The 15,124-nt window shown below is 50.9% G+C and carries 10 protein-coding genes, 2 tRNA genes and 3 rRNA genes; 11 read left to right on the top strand and 4 right to left on the bottom strand.

Features of this window, described 5'->3' with window-relative positions; genetic code table 11:
* Nucleotides 1-4: 4 nt before the first annotated feature.
* The gene (gene bamD / locus FCN78_RS11960) at nucleotides 5-730 is read right to left on the bottom strand and encodes an outer membrane protein assembly factor BamD (RefSeq protein WP_069362000.1); all 726 of its coding nucleotides are present in this window, start codon (nucleotides 728-730) and stop codon (nucleotides 5-7) included.
* Nucleotides 731-928: 198 nt separating this feature from the next.
* Here bamD and rluD point away from each other — a divergent pair, with 198 nt between their 5' ends.
* The 10 genes from rluD (at nucleotide 929) to FCN78_RS11910 (ending at nucleotide 12,497) form a co-directional block, all read left to right on the top strand.
* Nucleotides 929-1,903 carry a 23S rRNA pseudouridine(1911/1915/1917) synthase RluD gene (gene rluD / locus FCN78_RS11955; protein WP_069362001.1) on the top strand — a complete coding sequence of 325 codons (975 nt, stop codon included), beginning with the start codon at nucleotides 929-931 and terminating at the stop codon, nucleotides 1,901-1,903.
* Nucleotides 1,903-2,625: a peptidoglycan editing factor PgeF gene (pgeF, locus tag FCN78_RS11950; RefSeq protein WP_077659801.1), complete on the top strand. Its 723-nt coding sequence runs from the start codon at nucleotides 1,903-1,905 to the stop codon at nucleotides 2,623-2,625. The genes rluD and pgeF overlap by 1 nt, the downstream gene beginning before the upstream one ends.
* A 77-nt stretch (nucleotides 2,626-2,702) precedes the next feature.
* Nucleotides 2,703-5,282, top strand: a complete 2,580-nt coding sequence (clpB, locus tag FCN78_RS11945) for an ATP-dependent chaperone ClpB (protein ID WP_077659802.1) — start codon at nucleotides 2,703-2,705, stop codon at nucleotides 5,280-5,282.
* 458 nt (nucleotides 5,283-5,740) lie between these two features.
* Nucleotides 5,741-7,309: ribosomal RNA gene (locus FCN78_RS11940) — 16S ribosomal RNA — on the top strand.
* Between the two features lie 91 nt (nucleotides 7,310-7,400).
* Nucleotides 7,401-7,477 (top strand) — tRNA-Ile (locus FCN78_RS11935).
* 132 nt (nucleotides 7,478-7,609) lie between these two features.
* Nucleotides 7,610-7,685 (top strand) — tRNA-Ala (locus FCN78_RS11930).
* Nucleotides 7,686-7,946: 261 nt separating this feature from the next.
* A 23S ribosomal RNA gene (locus tag FCN78_RS11925) occupies nucleotides 7,947-10,932 on the top strand.
* Nucleotides 10,933-11,047: 115 nt separating this feature from the next.
* A 5S ribosomal RNA gene (gene rrf, locus FCN78_RS11920) occupies nucleotides 11,048-11,163 on the top strand.
* The 16S, 23S and 5S rRNA genes sit together here with 2 tRNA genes alongside, the layout of an rRNA operon.
* 303 nt (nucleotides 11,164-11,466) lie before the next feature.
* Nucleotides 11,467-11,847 (top strand): thiol-disulfide oxidoreductase DCC family protein, encoded by a 381-nt coding sequence (locus FCN78_RS11915; RefSeq protein WP_077457634.1) that lies wholly within the window; start codon nucleotides 11,467-11,469, stop codon nucleotides 11,845-11,847.
* An 8-nt stretch (nucleotides 11,848-11,855) separates the two neighbouring features.
* The gene (locus FCN78_RS11910; RefSeq protein WP_077457632.1) at nucleotides 11,856-12,497 is read left to right on the top strand and encodes a flavin reductase family protein; all 642 of its coding nucleotides are present in this window, start codon (nucleotides 11,856-11,858) and stop codon (nucleotides 12,495-12,497) included.
* On the opposite strand, the gene FCN78_RS11905 is transcribed toward FCN78_RS11910, so the two are convergent.
* Both FCN78_RS11905 and epmB read right to left on the bottom strand, forming a co-directional pair.
* Complete coding sequence (locus tag FCN78_RS11905; RefSeq protein ID WP_077659327.1) at nucleotides 12,494-12,982, bottom strand: GNAT family N-acetyltransferase; 489 nt, start codon at nucleotides 12,980-12,982, stop codon at nucleotides 12,494-12,496. The two genes, FCN78_RS11910 and FCN78_RS11905, sit on opposite strands and share 4 nt — an antisense overlap.
* 86 nt (nucleotides 12,983-13,068) lie before the next feature.
* The gene (gene epmB / locus FCN78_RS11900; RefSeq protein WP_077457628.1) at nucleotides 13,069-14,091 is read right to left on the bottom strand and encodes an EF-P beta-lysylation protein EpmB; all 1,023 of its coding nucleotides are present in this window, start codon (nucleotides 14,089-14,091) and stop codon (nucleotides 13,069-13,071) included.
* A gap of 33 nt (nucleotides 14,092-14,124) precedes the next feature.
* Here epmB and efp point away from each other — a divergent pair, with 33 nt between their 5' ends.
* Nucleotides 14,125-14,691 (top strand): elongation factor P, encoded by a 567-nt coding sequence (gene efp / locus FCN78_RS11895; protein WP_069361567.1) that lies wholly within the window; start codon nucleotides 14,125-14,127, stop codon nucleotides 14,689-14,691.
* Between the two features lie 64 nt (nucleotides 14,692-14,755).
* Here efp and frdD read toward each other — a convergent pair whose 3' ends face one another.
* Complete coding sequence (gene frdD, locus FCN78_RS11890) at nucleotides 14,756-15,118, bottom strand: fumarate reductase subunit FrdD (RefSeq protein ID WP_077486440.1); 363 nt, start codon at nucleotides 15,116-15,118, stop codon at nucleotides 14,756-14,758.
* Nucleotides 15,119-15,124: the final 6 nt, after the last annotated feature.

The following is a 15,124-nucleotide window of genomic DNA, read 5'->3' as shown; positions in this document are numbered from 1 at the left end:
GCTATTACGCTGGGTTCTTAGCGATAAGTTTTCTTGTTCGCTCTGCAGGTTCTTCGAGTCCAAGCTTTTCATAGGCTTTCAGCATCAAAGGTAACGATGCGCGGGCTGCCTCTGTATCAGGGAAGTCACGCTGCAACGCTTGGCAACGGTTAACCGCGGCAACCCATGCTTCGCGACGGATGTAGTAATCAGCGGCGGCGAGCTCATAGTTGGCAAGGCGGTTTTTCAATGCGGTCATCCGCGCTTTGGCATCTGCGGCATATTCACTGTTGGGATAGCGCTCAAGTAAGCGACGAAAATCGGCAAAGGCTTTACGTGCTGGTTGCGGATCTCTGTCATCCCGCTCCATACGTAAGATATCGTGAATGAGGCTACGATCTTGGCCCATATGGACAAGACCACGCATATAAACCACCCAGTCACTTTCTGAGTGCGCTGGGTGCATACGCATAAAACGATCGATCGTGGCTTCGGCCAAAGCCAAGTCATCATTTTTGTAATATGCATAAATAAGGTCCAGCTGCACTTGATCAGAATAAGCACCAAAAGGATAGCGTGAATCTAGTGCTTCCAGCTTTTCAATCGCGGTTATCCAAGCCCCTTGATTTAACTGCGCTTCAGCATCCTGATACAGTTTGGATGGCGGATCGTCTTGAACGACTTGGTCGTTACTTGAACAACCGGCGAGTAGAGAGGCTGCGAGTAGCGCAGTCAGGGTTAGGCGTTTCATGGGTTATCGCACTTCCTTGAAAAGTTTTTATGCCATCTGGATTACGGTCGCAGCGGCAAACAGATACAATGTCATTATTCCGGCTATTTTATCCAGTGACAGGCGACTATAGCAAAAGGCGTTTGCAGGCGATATGCCAAGCGCCACTATAACGACTGTCGCAAGGGTTTAGTCATAGAAATCACAGAAAAGTTCGATATGGCACAACAGATAGAGTTATCCCATCAGATCCAAGATCATCAACTAGGTCAGCGGCTCGACCAAGCTATCGCTGAGCTGTTTCCTGATTACTCGCGCTCTCGGATCAAAACCTGGATCCAAGCTGGTCAGGTGTCACTCAATGGCGTGGCCATTGATAAACCGCGTCAAAAAGTGATGGGAGGAGAAAGCGTCGAGATCACTGCGGAAATCGAGGATGATGACCGTTGGATCCCGCAAGATATTCCGCTCGATATTGTCTATGAAGATGACGACTTGTTGGTGATTAATAAACCTGCGGGGTTGGTTGTTCACCCAGGCGCAGGTTGCCCTGATGGTACTTTACTGAACGGTCTTTTGTATCGTTATCCGGAAATAGGAGACGTACCTCGAGCAGGGATCGTCCATCGTTTGGACAAAGACACCACGGGATTAATGGTGGTCGCCAAAACGATCCCAGCACAAACACGTCTAGTTCGGGCGCTACAGAAGCGGAAAATTACCCGTGAGTACGAAGCGATTGCGATTGGCAATATGACCGGTGGTGGTTTGGTGGATAAGCCGATTGGCCGCCACGCAACGAAACGCACCCATATGGCGGTGCATGAATTAGGTAAGCCCGCGATCACCCATTATCGCGTGGCCGAGCATTTTCGTGGCCACACGCGGTTACGTTTGCGCTTGGAAACGGGCCGGACTCACCAGATCCGTGTCCATATGGCTTACTTGAATCATCCCTTAGTGGGCGATCCGCTATATGGTGGCAAGGCTAAACCGCCTCGTCATGCCGATGATGCGCTCATCCAAGGCTTACGCCAATTCCGGCGCCAGGCGCTACATGCGGCCATGCTACGTTTAGATCATCCGGTCACTGGCGAGCAAATGGAATGGCATGCTCCGATTCCAGATGACATGGTCGCACTGACTGAGCTGCTAAGGGATGATCAAAGCCAATATGGAGAAGAGGAATACTGATGCGCTACCTCGAGCCCGACTGGCCTGCCCCAAGCAATGTGCGTGCGCTGACGACCACGCGTGTTGGTGGCGTGAGCCATGGGCGCTTTTCGAGTTGGAACTTGGGGATGCATGTTGGCGACGCACCTGATGATGTTGCCAAAAACCGACTGCTACTCGCAAAGCAGGTCGAGGGCGATATTACCTGGCTGGACCAAGTACATGGCACCCAGGTCACGCGCCTGCCAAGCCAGGACCCTCACCCCAAGGCAGATGCGGCCTTCGCCGAAACAACAGGCCAAGTCTGTACCATCATGACGGCTGATTGCTTGCCAGTACTTTTTTGCAGTGACGATGGTCAGCAAGTCGCGGCGGCCCACGCAGGTTGGCGCGGATTATTACATGGTGTGCTGGAATCGACATTATCGATGTTTGAGGCGCCAAGCCGATGCCTCGTTTGGCTGGGGCCTGCGATTGGCCCCCAAGCTTTCGAGGTAGGGGAAGATGTGTATCAGGCATTTACCACTTTGTCACCGGAAGCCAAGGTCGCCTTTATGCCTACCGACAACCACAAGTACTTCGCTGATCTTTATATGCTCGCGACGCAACGACTCCAACAGGCTGGCGTTACTGCTGTTTATGGTGGGGAGTTTTGTACCTACCAGCAGGCGGATCAGTTTTATTCGTATCGACGAGATGGGCAAACAGGCCGGATGGCAACCTGCATCTGGCGGGTGAAATAAAATCGACAAAGGTGCTTGAAAAGCGCCGCAATCGTGCCCATTTATTCATCAACTAGAGGTGTTAAGTGGGAGGAACTATGCGCCTTGACCGATTTACGAGTAAATTCCAAATTGCGATTTCTGATGCGCAATCACTGGCATTAGGGCGAGATCACCAATACATCGAGCCTGTTCACTTGATGACCGCGCTCCTGAACCAAGACAGCAGTGCCATCCGCCCGTTATTGACCATGCTGAACGTGGATGTGAGCCAGTTGCGTTCCAGTCTCTCTGAGTTATTAGACCGCCTACCACAAGTCACTGGCACGGGTGGCGAAGTGCAGCTTTCAAACCACCTAGGCACGCTATTTAACCTGTGCGACAAAATCTCGCAAAAGCGTAAAGATAAATATATCTCGTCAGAGCTTTTTGTTTTGGCGGCGGTGGAAGACAAAGGCCAGTTGGGAGATCTGTTGCGTAGCCACGGGTTGACGTCGCAAAAGGTAGAAGAAGCGATAGAGAAAGTCCGTGGCGGCCAGCAAGTTGATGATCCGAATGCGGAAGAGAACCGCCAAGCCCTCGAAAAATTCACCATTGATCTTACTGAGCGTGCAGAGCAAGGCAAGCTCGACCCTGTTATTGGCCGTGATGATGAAATCCGTCGTACGGTGCAAGTGTTACAACGCCGCACCAAGAATAACCCAGTGCTGATTGGTGAGCCCGGTGTAGGTAAAACCGCGATCGTTGAAGGGCTTGCCCAACGCATTGTGAATGGTGAGGTGCCAGAGGGGCTTCGCAGTAAACGCGTTCTTTCTCTTGATATGGGTTCATTAGTTGCAGGGGCGAAGTATCGAGGTGAGTTTGAAGAGCGTCTAAAAGCGGTACTCAACGAGCTTGCCAAAGAGGAAGGCAATGTCATCCTCTTTATCGATGAACTGCATACCATGGTGGGTGCAGGCAAAGCTGAAGGGGCCATGGACGCGGGCAACATGCTTAAGCCTGCCTTGGCACGTGGTGAACTCCATTGTGTTGGGGCCACCACGCTGGATGAGTATCGGCAGTATGTGGAGAAAGATGCGGCATTAGAGCGTCGTTTCCAAAAAGTATTGGTGAGTGAGCCGAATGTCGAAGACACGGTGGCCATTTTGCGAGGCCTCAAAGAGCGTTATGAATTGCATCATGCGGTAGAGATTACCGATCCGGCTATCGTTGCTGCTGCGAGCTTGTCACACCGCTATATTGCCGATCGGCAACTGCCAGATAAAGCCATCGATCTGATTGATGAGGCCGCTTCCAGTATTCGGATGCAAATAGACTCAAAGCCAGACTCACTCGACAGGCTTGAGCGTCGTATTGTGCAACTGAAGATAGAGCAGCAAGCACTGGAAAAAGAAGAAGACAGTGCGAGCCAAAAGCGCTTAGAAACGCTTCGCGACGAGTTAGAAGCAAAAGAGCGTGAGTACGCAGAATTGGAAGAGGTCTGGAACACTGAGAAAGCTGCCGTGTCTGGTGCTCAACATATTAAAGCAGCGTTAGAGCAAGCACGTACTGACATGGAAATCGCTCGTCGAGCGGGTGATTTGAGCCGGATGTCAGAGCTGCAATACGGAAAAATTCCGGAGCTTGAGAAGCAGCTGGATCTTGCCAGTCAGGCAGAGATGCAGGAAATGACATTGCTTAAAAACCGTGTCACGGATGCGGAGATCGCAGATGTCATTGCACGCCAGACAGGTATTCCAGTCTCGCGCATGCTGGAAAGCGAGAAAGAAAAGCTACTTAAAATGGAGTCAGCGCTTCACGAGCGTGTGGTTGGACAAGATGAAGCGGTCAGTGCTGTCGGCAACGCCATTCGCCGCAGCCGAGCGGGCTTAGCGGATCCGAATCGCCCGATCGGCTCATTCCTCTTCCTAGGGCCAACGGGGGTAGGTAAAACCGAGCTATGTAAGTCACTTGCCGAGTTTATGTTCGATAGCCGAGATGCCATGGTTCGGATTGATATGTCCGAATTTATGGAGAAGCACTCCGTGGCTCGCCTTGTGGGGGCGCCTCCAGGCTATGTGGGTTATGAAGAAGGTGGCTACCTGACCGAAGCGGTACGTCGCCGCCCTTACTCTGTCATTCTGCTCGACGAGATAGAGAAAGCCCATTCGGATGTGTTTAATATCTTGCTACAGGTGCTGGATGATGGTCGCCTGACGGATGGTCAAGGCCGTACCGTCGACTTTCGCAATGCGGTGGTGATCATGACGTCAAACCTTGGCTCAGAGCAGATTCAGGCGCATTTCGGTGAACTGGACTATGCGGGTATAAAACGCACCGTGATGGAAGTAGCTGCGAATCATTTCCGTCCAGAGTTCATCAACCGAATCGATGAAGCGGTGGTTTTCCATCCATTAGCCGAAGACCATATCAAAGAGATTGCGGGTCTACAGATGCAAGATCTGGCTCACCGTATGGCCGAAAGAGACTTTAAGCTTGAGGTCTCAGACGCAGCCTTAGCAAAAGTCGCTAAAGGTGGCTTTGACCCCGTCTATGGTGCGCGTCCACTCAAACGTGCTATCCAGCAGACAATTGAAAACCCGCTTGCTCAGCAAATTCTAAGTGGCGAGCTGATACCAGGGCGGTCTGTTTTCCTTGATGTTGAAAACGACCAAATCATCGCAAGACAGGACTTATAAGTACTTATCGGACGAAAGCCACCAATTTTAGGTGGCTTTTTGCCGTGTTTTAGCGTGGAAATGCTCAGTAATAATGCATATTGTTGGGTTTTTGTTCGCCTGGAAAGTTTTTCTTAAAAACCCCTTGCGTCACAAAATTACCTCTCTATAATGCGCTTCTCGTTGGCACGGCAAACCGCGCTAACAACGGCAAAACAGCCAAGCAAACAAAACGCTTGACTCGATGCCAAAGTGGCGTAAAATGCCACTCCCGCTCAAAATTGAGCGGCGCTCTTTAACAATTTGACCTATGCAATCTGTGTGGGCACTCGTTAAGAATAGACAAAAAGATTTATTCGATGAACTGAGTGACCAAACGACAACTTTTATAGTTGTTCGGCACAGTCAATTCGTTTGTCTCTTCGGAGATAAACAGTAATCAGTATTCATTGAGCAGTTTCTACGGAAACACCAAACTTAAATTGAAGAGTTTGATCATGGCTCAGATTGAACGCTGGCGGCAGGCCTAACACATGCAAGTCGAGCGGAAACGGCAGCATTGAAGCTTCGGTGGATTTGCTGGACGTCGAGCGGCGGACGGGTGAGTAACGGCTGGGAACCTGCCCTGACGCGGGGGATAACCGTTGGAAACGACGGCTAATACCGCATAATGTCTTAGTTCATTACGAGCTGGGACCAAAGGTGGCCTCTACATGTAAGCTATCGCGTTGGGATGGGCCCAGTTAGGATTAGCTAGTTGGTAAGGTAATGGCTTACCAAGGCAACGATCCTTAGCTGGTTTGAGAGGATGATCAGCCACACTGGGACTGAGACACGGCCCAGACTCCTACGGGAGGCAGCAGTGGGGAATATTGCACAATGGGGGAGACCCTGATGCAGCCATGCCGCGTGTGTGAAGAAGGCCTTCGGGTTGTAAAGCACTTTCAGCAGTGAGGAAGGTGGTGTACTTAATAAGTGCATGGCTTGACGTTAGCTGCAGAAGAAGCACCGGCTAACTCCGTGCCAGCAGCCGCGGTAATACGGAGGGTGCGAGCGTTAATCGGAATTACTGGGCGTAAAGCGCATGCAGGCGGTTTGTTAAGTCAGATGTGAAAGCCCGGGGCTCAACCTCGGAACCGCATTTGAAACTGGCAGGCTAGAGTCTTGTAGAGGGGGGTAGAATTTCAGGTGTAGCGGTGAAATGCGTAGAGATCTGAAGGAATACCAGTGGCGAAGGCGGCCCCCTGGACAAAGACTGACGCTCAGATGCGAAAGCGTGGGTAGCAAACAGGATTAGATACCCTGGTAGTCCACGCCGTAAACGCTGTCTACTTGGAGGTTGAGGTTTAGACTTTGGCTTTCGGCGCTAACGCATTAAGTAGACCGCCTGGGGAGTACGGCCGCAAGGTTAAAACTCAAATGAATTGACGGGGGCCCGCACAAGCGGTGGAGCATGTGGTTTAATTCGATGCAACGCGAAGAACCTTACCTACTCTTGACATCCAGCGAATCCTTTAGAGATAGAGGCGTGCCTTCGGGAGCGCTGAGACAGGTGCTGCATGGCTGTCGTCAGCTCGTGTTGTGAAATGTTGGGTTAAGTCCCGCAACGAGCGCAACCCTTATCCTTGTTTGCCAGCACATAATGGTGGGAACTCCAGGGAGACTGCCGGTGATAAACCGGAGGAAGGTGGGGACGACGTCAAGTCATCATGGCCCTTACGAGTAGGGCTACACACGTGCTACAATGGCAGATACAGAGGGCAGCGAAGCTGCGAAGTGGAGCGAATCCCTTAAAGTCTGTCGTAGTCCGGATTGGAGTCTGCAACTCGACTCCATGAAGTCGGAATCGCTAGTAATCGTGGATCAGAATGCCACGGTGAATACGTTCCCGGGCCTTGTACACACCGCCCGTCACACCATGGGAGTGGGCTGCACCAGAAGTAGATAGCTTAACCTTCGGGAGGGCGTTTACCACGGTGTGGTTCATGACTGGGGTGAAGTCGTAACAAGGTAGCCCTAGGGGAACCTGGGGCTGGATCACCTCCTTACTGACGCTATTGTTGCGAGTGCTCACACAGATTGTATAGGTTGAAAGTCAAAGAGATACGAATGCCTTAGTGAAAGGCTCGTACCTTAGATGGGTCTGTAGCTCAGCTGGTTAGAGCGCACCCCTGATAAGGGTGAGGTCGGTGGTTCAAGTCCACTCAGACCCACCACTTCTACTTACCCTGCGTCATCTTTGATAGCTGCGATGCTCATGTGCTAGCGCACACTGCGCCTCTCACTTCAAATCTGACTGGGTTAAGCGAAGTGGCTTCTTCGAAGAAGTCTGTCTAAGGAATTATGATGGGGCTATAGCTCAGCTGGGAGAGCGCCTGCCTTGCACGCAGGAGGTCAGCAGTTCGAACCTGCTTAGCTCCACCACTTTTTAAGCGCATTTATGATAATAAGTGTCTTTAAAAAGTGGTTTATCGTATTGATAGATTCACATGCTCTTTAACAATCTGGAAAGCTGACAAGTCATTCTTTAAGAATGACAGTAAAGTTCTCAATCAGTGACAGTAATGTCACTCACACAATCAAGTGTGCTTGGGCTTTGTCTTATTTGATAAGCAAAGTCTCTATTTTGAGTCCGGCAAAAACAAAACCTTAATTGTTTTCATGCAAGACCTTTTGGGGTTGTATGGTTAAGTGATTAAGCGTAGACGGTGGATGCCTTGGCAGTCAGAGGCGATGAAGGACGTACTAACCTGCGAAAAGCGATGGTGAGCTGGTAAGAAGCATTTGAGCCATCGATGTCCGAATGGGGAAACCCACCTGCATAAGCAGGTATCTTAGCGTGAATACATAGCGCTAAGAGGCGAACTCGGGGAACTGAAACATCTAAGTACCCGAAGGAAAAGAAATCAATTGAGATTCCGGCAGTAGCGGCGAGCGACCCCGGAGCAGCCCTTAAGCGGCTTAGGCGTTAGGTGAACAGGTTGGAAAACCTGGCAATAAAGGGTGATAGCCCCGTAACCGACGGCGCCTTAGGCGTGAAAACGAGTAAGACGGGACACGTGATATCTTGTCTGAACATGGGGGGACCATCCTCCAAGGCTAAATACTCCTGACTGACCGATAGTGAACCAGTACCGTGAGGGAAAGGCGAAAAGAACCCCTGTGAGGGGAGTGAAATAGAACCTGAAACCGTCTACGTACAAGCAGTGGGAGCCCCATCACTAAGACACTTCATCTTAGTGAGACGCTATCACTTTGTTGATTGGGTTAACCACGCGCAGCGTGGGTCAACCGCCCAATCCAGCAGAGGTGACTTAGTGATGGGGTGACCGCGTACCTTTTGTATAATGGGTCAGCGACTTAATGTAAGTAGCCAGGTTAACCGCATAGGGGAGCCGTAGGGAAACCGAGTCTTAACTGGGCGACAGTTGCTTGCATTAGACCCGAAACCGAGTGATCTAGCCATGGGCAGGTTGAAGGTTGAGTAACATCAACTGGAGGACCGAACTCACTAACGTTGAAAAGTTAGGAGATGACCTGTGGCTAGGGGTGAAAGGCCAATCAAACTCGGAGATAGCTGGTTCTCCCCGAAAGCTATTTAGGTAGCGCCTCGGACGAACACTACTGGGGGTAGAGCACTGTTAAGGCTAGGGGGTCATCCCGACTTACCAACCCTTTGCAAACTCCGAATACCAGTAAGTGCTATCCGGGAGACACACGGCGGGTGCTAACGTCCGTCGTGGAGAGGGAAACAACCCAGACCGCCAGCTAAGGTCCCCAAGTTATCGCTAAGTGGGAAACGATGTGGGAAGGCTCAGACAGCCAGGATGTTGGCTTAGAAGCAGCCATCATTTAAAGAAAGCGTAATAGCTCACTGGTCGAGTCGGCCTGCGCGGAAGATGTAACGGGGCTAAGCGATACACCGAAGCTGCGGCAATGTCCTTATGGATATTGGGTAGGGGAGCGTTGTGTAAGCTGTTGAAGGTGTGCTGAGAGGCATGCTGGAGGTATCACAAGTGCGAATGCTGACATGAGTAACGATAAAGGGGGTGAAAAACCTCCTCGCCGGAAGACCAAGGGTTCCTGTCCAACGTTAATCGGGGCAGGGTAAGTCGGCCCCTAAGGCGAGGCCGAAAGGCGTAGTCGATGGGAAACGGGTTAATATTCCCGTACTGCTGCTTACTGCGATGGGGGGACGGAGAAGGCTAGGTGGGCCTGGCGATGGTTGTCCAGGTTCAAGTGCGTAGGCTGATTTCTTAGGCAAATCCGGGAAATCAAGGCCGAGACACGATGTCGAGCCACCAAGGTGGTGAAGTCATTGATGCCATGCTTCCGGGAAAAGCCTCTAAGCTTCAGGTAAGTAGGAACCGTACTCCAAACCGACACAGGTGGTCGGGTAGAGAATACCAAGGCGCTTGAGAGAACTCGGGTGAAGGAACTAGGCAAAATGGTACCGTAACTTCGGGAGAAGGTACGCTGCCCGCGGTGAAGTCCCTTGCGGATGGAGCTATGGGCAGTCGCAGATACCAGGTGGCTGCAACTGTTTATTAAAAACACAGCACTGTGCAAAATCGAAAGATGACGTATACGGTGTGACGCCTGCCCGGTGCCGGAAGGTTAATTGATGTGGTTATCGCAAGAGAAGCCATTGATTGAAGCCCCGGTAAACGGCGGCCGTAACTATAACGGTCCTAAGGTAGCGAAATTCCTTGTCGGGTAAGTTCCGACCTGCACGAATGGCGTAATGATGGCCACGCTGTCTCCACCCGAGACTCAGTGAAATTGAAATCGCAGTGAAGATGCTGTGTACCCGCGGCTAGACGGAAAGACCCCGTGAACCTTTACTACAGCTTGGCACTGAACATTGAGCCTACATGTGTAGGATAGGTGGGAGGCTTTGAAGCGGCGACGCCAGTTGCTGTGGAGCCATCCTTGAAATACCACCCTTGTATGTTTGATGTTCTAACTTAGCCCCATTATCTGGGGTGAGGACAGTGCCTGGTGGGTAGTTTGACTGGGGCGGTCTCCTCCCAAAGAGTAACGGAGGAGCACGAAGGTGGGCTAATCACGGTCGGACATCGTGAGGTTAGTGCAATGGCATAAGCCCGCTTAACTGCGAGAGTGACGGCTCGAGCAGGTACGAAAGTAGGTCATAGTGATCCGGTGGTTCTGAATGGAAGGGCCATCGCTCAACGGATAAAAGGTACTCCGGGGATAACAGGCTGATACCGCCCAAGAGTTCATATCGACGGCGGTGTTTGGCACCTCGATGTCGGCTCATCACATCCTGGGGCTGAAGTCGGTCCCAAGGGTATGGCTGTTCGCCATTTAAAGTGGTACGCGAGCTGGGTTTAGAACGTCGTGAGACAGTTCGGTCCCTATCTGCCGTGGGCGTTGGATGATTGAGGGGAGCTGCTCCTAGTACGAGAGGACCGGAGTGGACGAACCGCTGGTGTTCGGGTTGTGTCGCCAGACGCATTGCCCGGTAGCTAAGTTCGGCACAGATAAGCGCTGAAAGCATCTAAGCGCGAAGCTGGCCCCGAGATGAGTCATCCCTAGAGCCTCGAGCTCTCTAAAGGGTTGTTCTAGACGAGAACGTTGATAGGCAGGGTGTGTAAGCGCTGTGAGGCGTTGAGCTAACCTGTACTAATGGCCCGTGAGGCTTAACCATACAACACCCAAGGGGTTTTGGGTTGGACTTAAAATAAGCCAGTTGATTGTGGCGAGAACGAAACAGCTTTCTAGATTTGTGTTTTGACTGAAAAGTGAAGACACACCCAATTTTGCTTGGCGACCATAGCGCTTTGGACCCACCTGACTCCATGCCGAACTCAGTAGTGAAACGAAGCAGCGCCGATGGTAGTGTGGGGTCTCCCCATGTGAGAGTAGGACATCGCCAGGCTTTGATTATAAATTGCGCCTATTGCTTGTGATTTTTGATAGCTGCGATGCTCATGTATTGGCATACACTGCGCGTCTCGCTTCAAAACTCCCTGCGCATAGCTCGCAATTTAAGCATCAAAGCAAATAGATGTAAGACTTTGATAAGAAAACACCAAGCCCTGACCTCACGGTCGGGGCTTTTTTGTGTTTGTCATTTTTGTACTGAGCTTTATGCTTTCCCTTCCTGCTAGCTTTTCTACCGTGCGTTTCTCTGATCTTCTTTTCCCTTCTGTGCGTAAGTCTTTTGCTAGGAGGTGTGAATATGGTGACTGTATTTTATGACAGCATGTGTCCTTTATGCGTGAAAGAAATGCGTAAGTTATCTAGCTGGGATACCGAGGGTGCGTTGCAGCTGGTTGATATTCATCAAGGCGATTTTTGTGATCGGTTTCCTCATGTCGATCCCAGCTCTGCAAATCGCATTTTGCATGCGCAAGATAGCAGCGGGCAGATGGTGTATGGTTTAGATGCAACTTATGTCGCTTGGCGGGCTGTGAATAAAGGATATTGGGTGAAGTGGCTACGCTGGCCTGGTGTTGCTTGGTTTGCTGATAAACTGTATCTGTTCTTTGCCCAACACCGTTATCGCCTATCCGCGCTGTTAACGGGGCAAGCTCGCTGTCAACAATGCCAACTTAAGTAAGGATGGATATGGCTCTGAGTGTGTATGAGAGAGACGATATACTGGCGATGGAAAAGCGTTATCGCGCGGCGTTCGTGAATAGCCTGTCCGGCTTTAAATCGGCGAACCTGTTGGGCACCAGTGACTCAAATCGACAGACAAACTTGTGCATTGTGAGTTCTGCGTTTCATCTAGGGGCCAACCCAGCGTTAATGGGTGTGATTATCCGCCCTGATACCGTACCGCGTGATACGTTAGAAAACATTCGCGAAACCGGGGTTTATACACTCAACCATGTTCAAAAAGAGATGGTTGTCGCGGCGCATCAAACGTCAGCACGCTACCCACACGGAGTGTCTGAATTTGAGCAAGTGGGGTTGACGCCCTTATGGCGTGAGCGAATCAATGCGCCTTATGTTCAAGAAGCGGCAATACGTCTTGGTCTCATTCTTCGTGAGGAGCATACCATGGCCATTAATGGCACCCACCTATTGGTTGGTGAGATCATTGAAGCGCATGTTCCAGATAGCTGCATCAGCCATGATGGTTTTGTCGATATTGAGCAAGCAGGCACCGTCGCATTGAGTGGCTTAGACAGCTACCACTGCACCGACCGTGTGGGACGGCTCAGTTACGCTAAACCCGACAGCATGCCTGAGTGGCTTGATTAGCGGGTACGCGCCATATAATAGGCATCAACAAACTCGCCGTTACGGAACGCAAACTGTTTGGCGGTGCCTTCTATTTCAAAGCCAAATTTTTGATAGAGGCGGGTCGCAGCAGCGTTATCTGTATAAACGGTCAGCTCTGTCCGTGATACGTTCAACCAGTTTTCGGCTAAATCGATCGCTTTTTCCATGAGCGCACTACCAATGCCGCGGCCTTGATAGGCATCGTGAACGCCCATGCCAATATCTGCAACGTGGCGACGGCGAGGATTCGCGGCAATGACCAAGCCGAGGTTGCCGACCACTTTCCCCTCCAGCTCAGCAACCAACGGGTATACGCCATCAGGTACCTGATTAAGTCGCTTTTCCCACATGGCAAGGCTCGGCATCGGCAATTGCAGGGTGCCTGCTTGAGCCTTGGGTTGCGCATAGATATCACGTATCGCCGGAATGTCGTCGGCGTGGTATTGACGAATAATCAGAGACATAACACATCCTTGTGGTGAGTTTTCTTTTAATAAGCCATGGAATTAATAATAAATCAACAGCTTATATTGAATAAGTTTCTGATTATTCACTCTAAATGGAGATCCAGCGGCGTTTTACTTGCTCGGCCACCGGTTTCCCGTGTCAGTCGAGGGACCAAATAGCCGGAGAGCTGCTCGATAATCTCCTGCATTAAGGTGCGCGCTTCATCGTCTGAGACTAAAAAGTGAGCGGCGCCCTGGACTTTATCCAATACATGCAGGTAGTAAGGCAAAACGCCAGCCTCAAACAGTCGTTGGCTCAGTGCCACCAACGCATCCGCACTATCATTCACGCCTTTGAGAAGCACGCTTTGGTTAAGCAGTGTGATACCCGCTTGTCGCAGCATGTGGAGTTTGTCGCTTAGCTCGTCATCGACCTCATTGGCATGGTTGATGTGGGTGACCATCACCACTTGTAAACGCGAGTGCGATAAGCGCTCGGTCAGCGCTGAGGTGATGCGTGCGGGGATCACGACGGGCAAGCGAGAGTGGATACGCAGCCGTTTAACATGTGTTATTGGCTCGATAGCACTGATGAGCCAATCGAGCTCCTCATCTTTGGCCATCAGCGGGTCGCCACCCGATAAAATCACTTCGTCTATCTCTGCATGAGCGGCGATATAATCCAGCGCCCCTTGCCACACGCGTTTGCTGCCTTTGTTATCTTGATACGGGAAGTGGCGGCGGAAGCAATAACGGCAATTTATTGCACAGCCTCCCTTAACGATCAGCAACACACGGTTGTGGTACTTGTGTAACAAACCAGGAATCGCATTGTCTTGCTCTTCCAGTGGGTCAGCGCTGAACCCGTCAACCTCATTAAATTCTTCCGCAATCGGCAGTACTTGCTTTAGTAATGGGTCATGAGGGTTGCCCTTTTCCATTCTGGCGACAAAACTGCGTGGGACACGCTGTGAAAACAAACGTCGCGCCTTAAAACCGGATTCCCATCCCTGTGGTGAAATATCAAGCATTTGCAGCAGTTCATTGGGATCTGTGATCGCCTCTGCGAGTTCTTTGATCCAGTTTCGCTCAACAGCAGGTTGGATTCGGGTTATGATGTGCGACATTTGTGAAAACTCGAAGATGTTAAGAGGATCAAGATGGCGTCTTTCAGCACTAATGAATTCCGCGGCGGTTTGAAAATTATGCTCGATAACGAGCCGTGTGTCATTACCGAAAATGAATTCGTAAAGCCAGGCAAAGGTCAGGCGTTTAACCGTGTCAAAATCCGTAAGTTGATCTCCGGTAAAGTACTAGAGAAAACATTTAAATCGGGTGACAGCGTTGAAGCGGCCGACGTGATTGAAGTCGAGATGGATTACCTGTACACAGACGGTGAATTCTATCACTTCATGAACAATGAAACCTTTGAGCAAATTGCGTCTAATGAGAGCGCAGTGGGTGATAACGTCAAGTGGCTAGTCGAGAACAACACTTGTACGCTTACGCTTTGGAATGGTGACCCTATCGTGGTTACCCCACCTAACTTTGTTGAACTCGAAGTGACGGAAACTGATCCTGGTTTGAAAGGTGATACGCAAGGCACGGGTGGTAAGCCAGCGACACTGAGCACAGGCGCTGTGGTTCGCGTGCCTTTGTTTATTCAAATCGGCGAAGTGATTAAAGTCGATACCCGTACGGGTGAGTACGTTGGACGGGTTAAGTAACCTTTGCAAAAAAGCCCTGCGCTTCTTCAGCCAGGGCTTTTTTTATGCCTCGTTTTTACTGGGATTAAACAATCAACACCAACAGCACGGCGGCAATGCTGACGGCAAAAGCGATGGCATAGCACACCACTTTGCCTGCTAACCCCACATGCAGCTTCAAATCATGCAGCCCGTGATGAATGCGGTGCATGGCGTGCCACATTGGTAGCGCCAGCGTGGCGAGGATCAGCAGTTTACCCAGCCAGTGATCAGCAAACATCATCACGCGGTCATAGCTCAATGCGGATGGGTCAATAATGCCAAGAGGGATGAGCACCCCTAGAATCAAGACAGTCACCGGGGTAAACATCGCGAACCAGGTCCCCCCGGCGCCAAATAAACTCCACCAAATGGGCTCATCAGAACGTTTGGGTTTGGGATCGATCATAACACC

Source organism: Salinivibrio kushneri, assembly GCF_005280275.1.
GTDB lineage: Bacteria > Pseudomonadota > Gammaproteobacteria > Enterobacterales > Vibrionaceae > Salinivibrio > Salinivibrio kushneri.
This window is presented reverse-complemented; position numbering and strand designations above follow the sequence as displayed.

What these genes read in the sequence shown, in the direction of transcription:
- bamD (WP_069362000.1), bottom strand. Translation starts at nt 730, where the DNA reads ATGAAACGCCTAACCCTGACTGCGCTACTCGCAGCCTCTCTACTCGCC.
- rluD (WP_069362001.1), top strand. Translation starts at nt 929, where the DNA reads ATGGCACAACAGATAGAGTTATCCCATCAGATCCAAGATCATCAACTA.
- pgeF (WP_077659801.1), top strand. Translation starts at nt 1,903, where the DNA reads ATGCGCTACCTCGAGCCCGACTGGCCTGCCCCAAGCAATGTGCGTGCG.
- clpB (WP_077659802.1), top strand. Translation starts at nt 2,703, where the DNA reads ATGCGCCTTGACCGATTTACGAGTAAATTCCAAATTGCGATTTCTGAT.
- FCN78_RS11915 (WP_077457634.1), top strand. Translation starts at nt 11,467, where the DNA reads ATGGTGACTGTATTTTATGACAGCATGTGTCCTTTATGCGTGAAAGAA.
- FCN78_RS11910 (WP_077457632.1), top strand. Translation starts at nt 11,856, where the DNA reads ATGGCTCTGAGTGTGTATGAGAGAGACGATATACTGGCGATGGAAAAG.
- FCN78_RS11905 (WP_077659327.1), bottom strand. Translation starts at nt 12,982, where the DNA reads ATGTCTCTGATTATTCGTCAATACCACGCCGACGACATTCCGGCGATA.
- epmB (WP_077457628.1), bottom strand. Translation starts at nt 14,091, where the DNA reads ATGTCGCACATCATAACCCGAATCCAACCTGCTGTTGAGCGAAACTGG.
- efp (WP_069361567.1), top strand. Translation starts at nt 14,125, where the DNA reads ATGGCGTCTTTCAGCACTAATGAATTCCGCGGCGGTTTGAAAATTATG.
- frdD (WP_077486440.1), bottom strand. Translation starts at nt 15,118, where the DNA reads ATGATCGATCCCAAACCCAAACGTTCTGATGAGCCCATTTGGTGGAGT.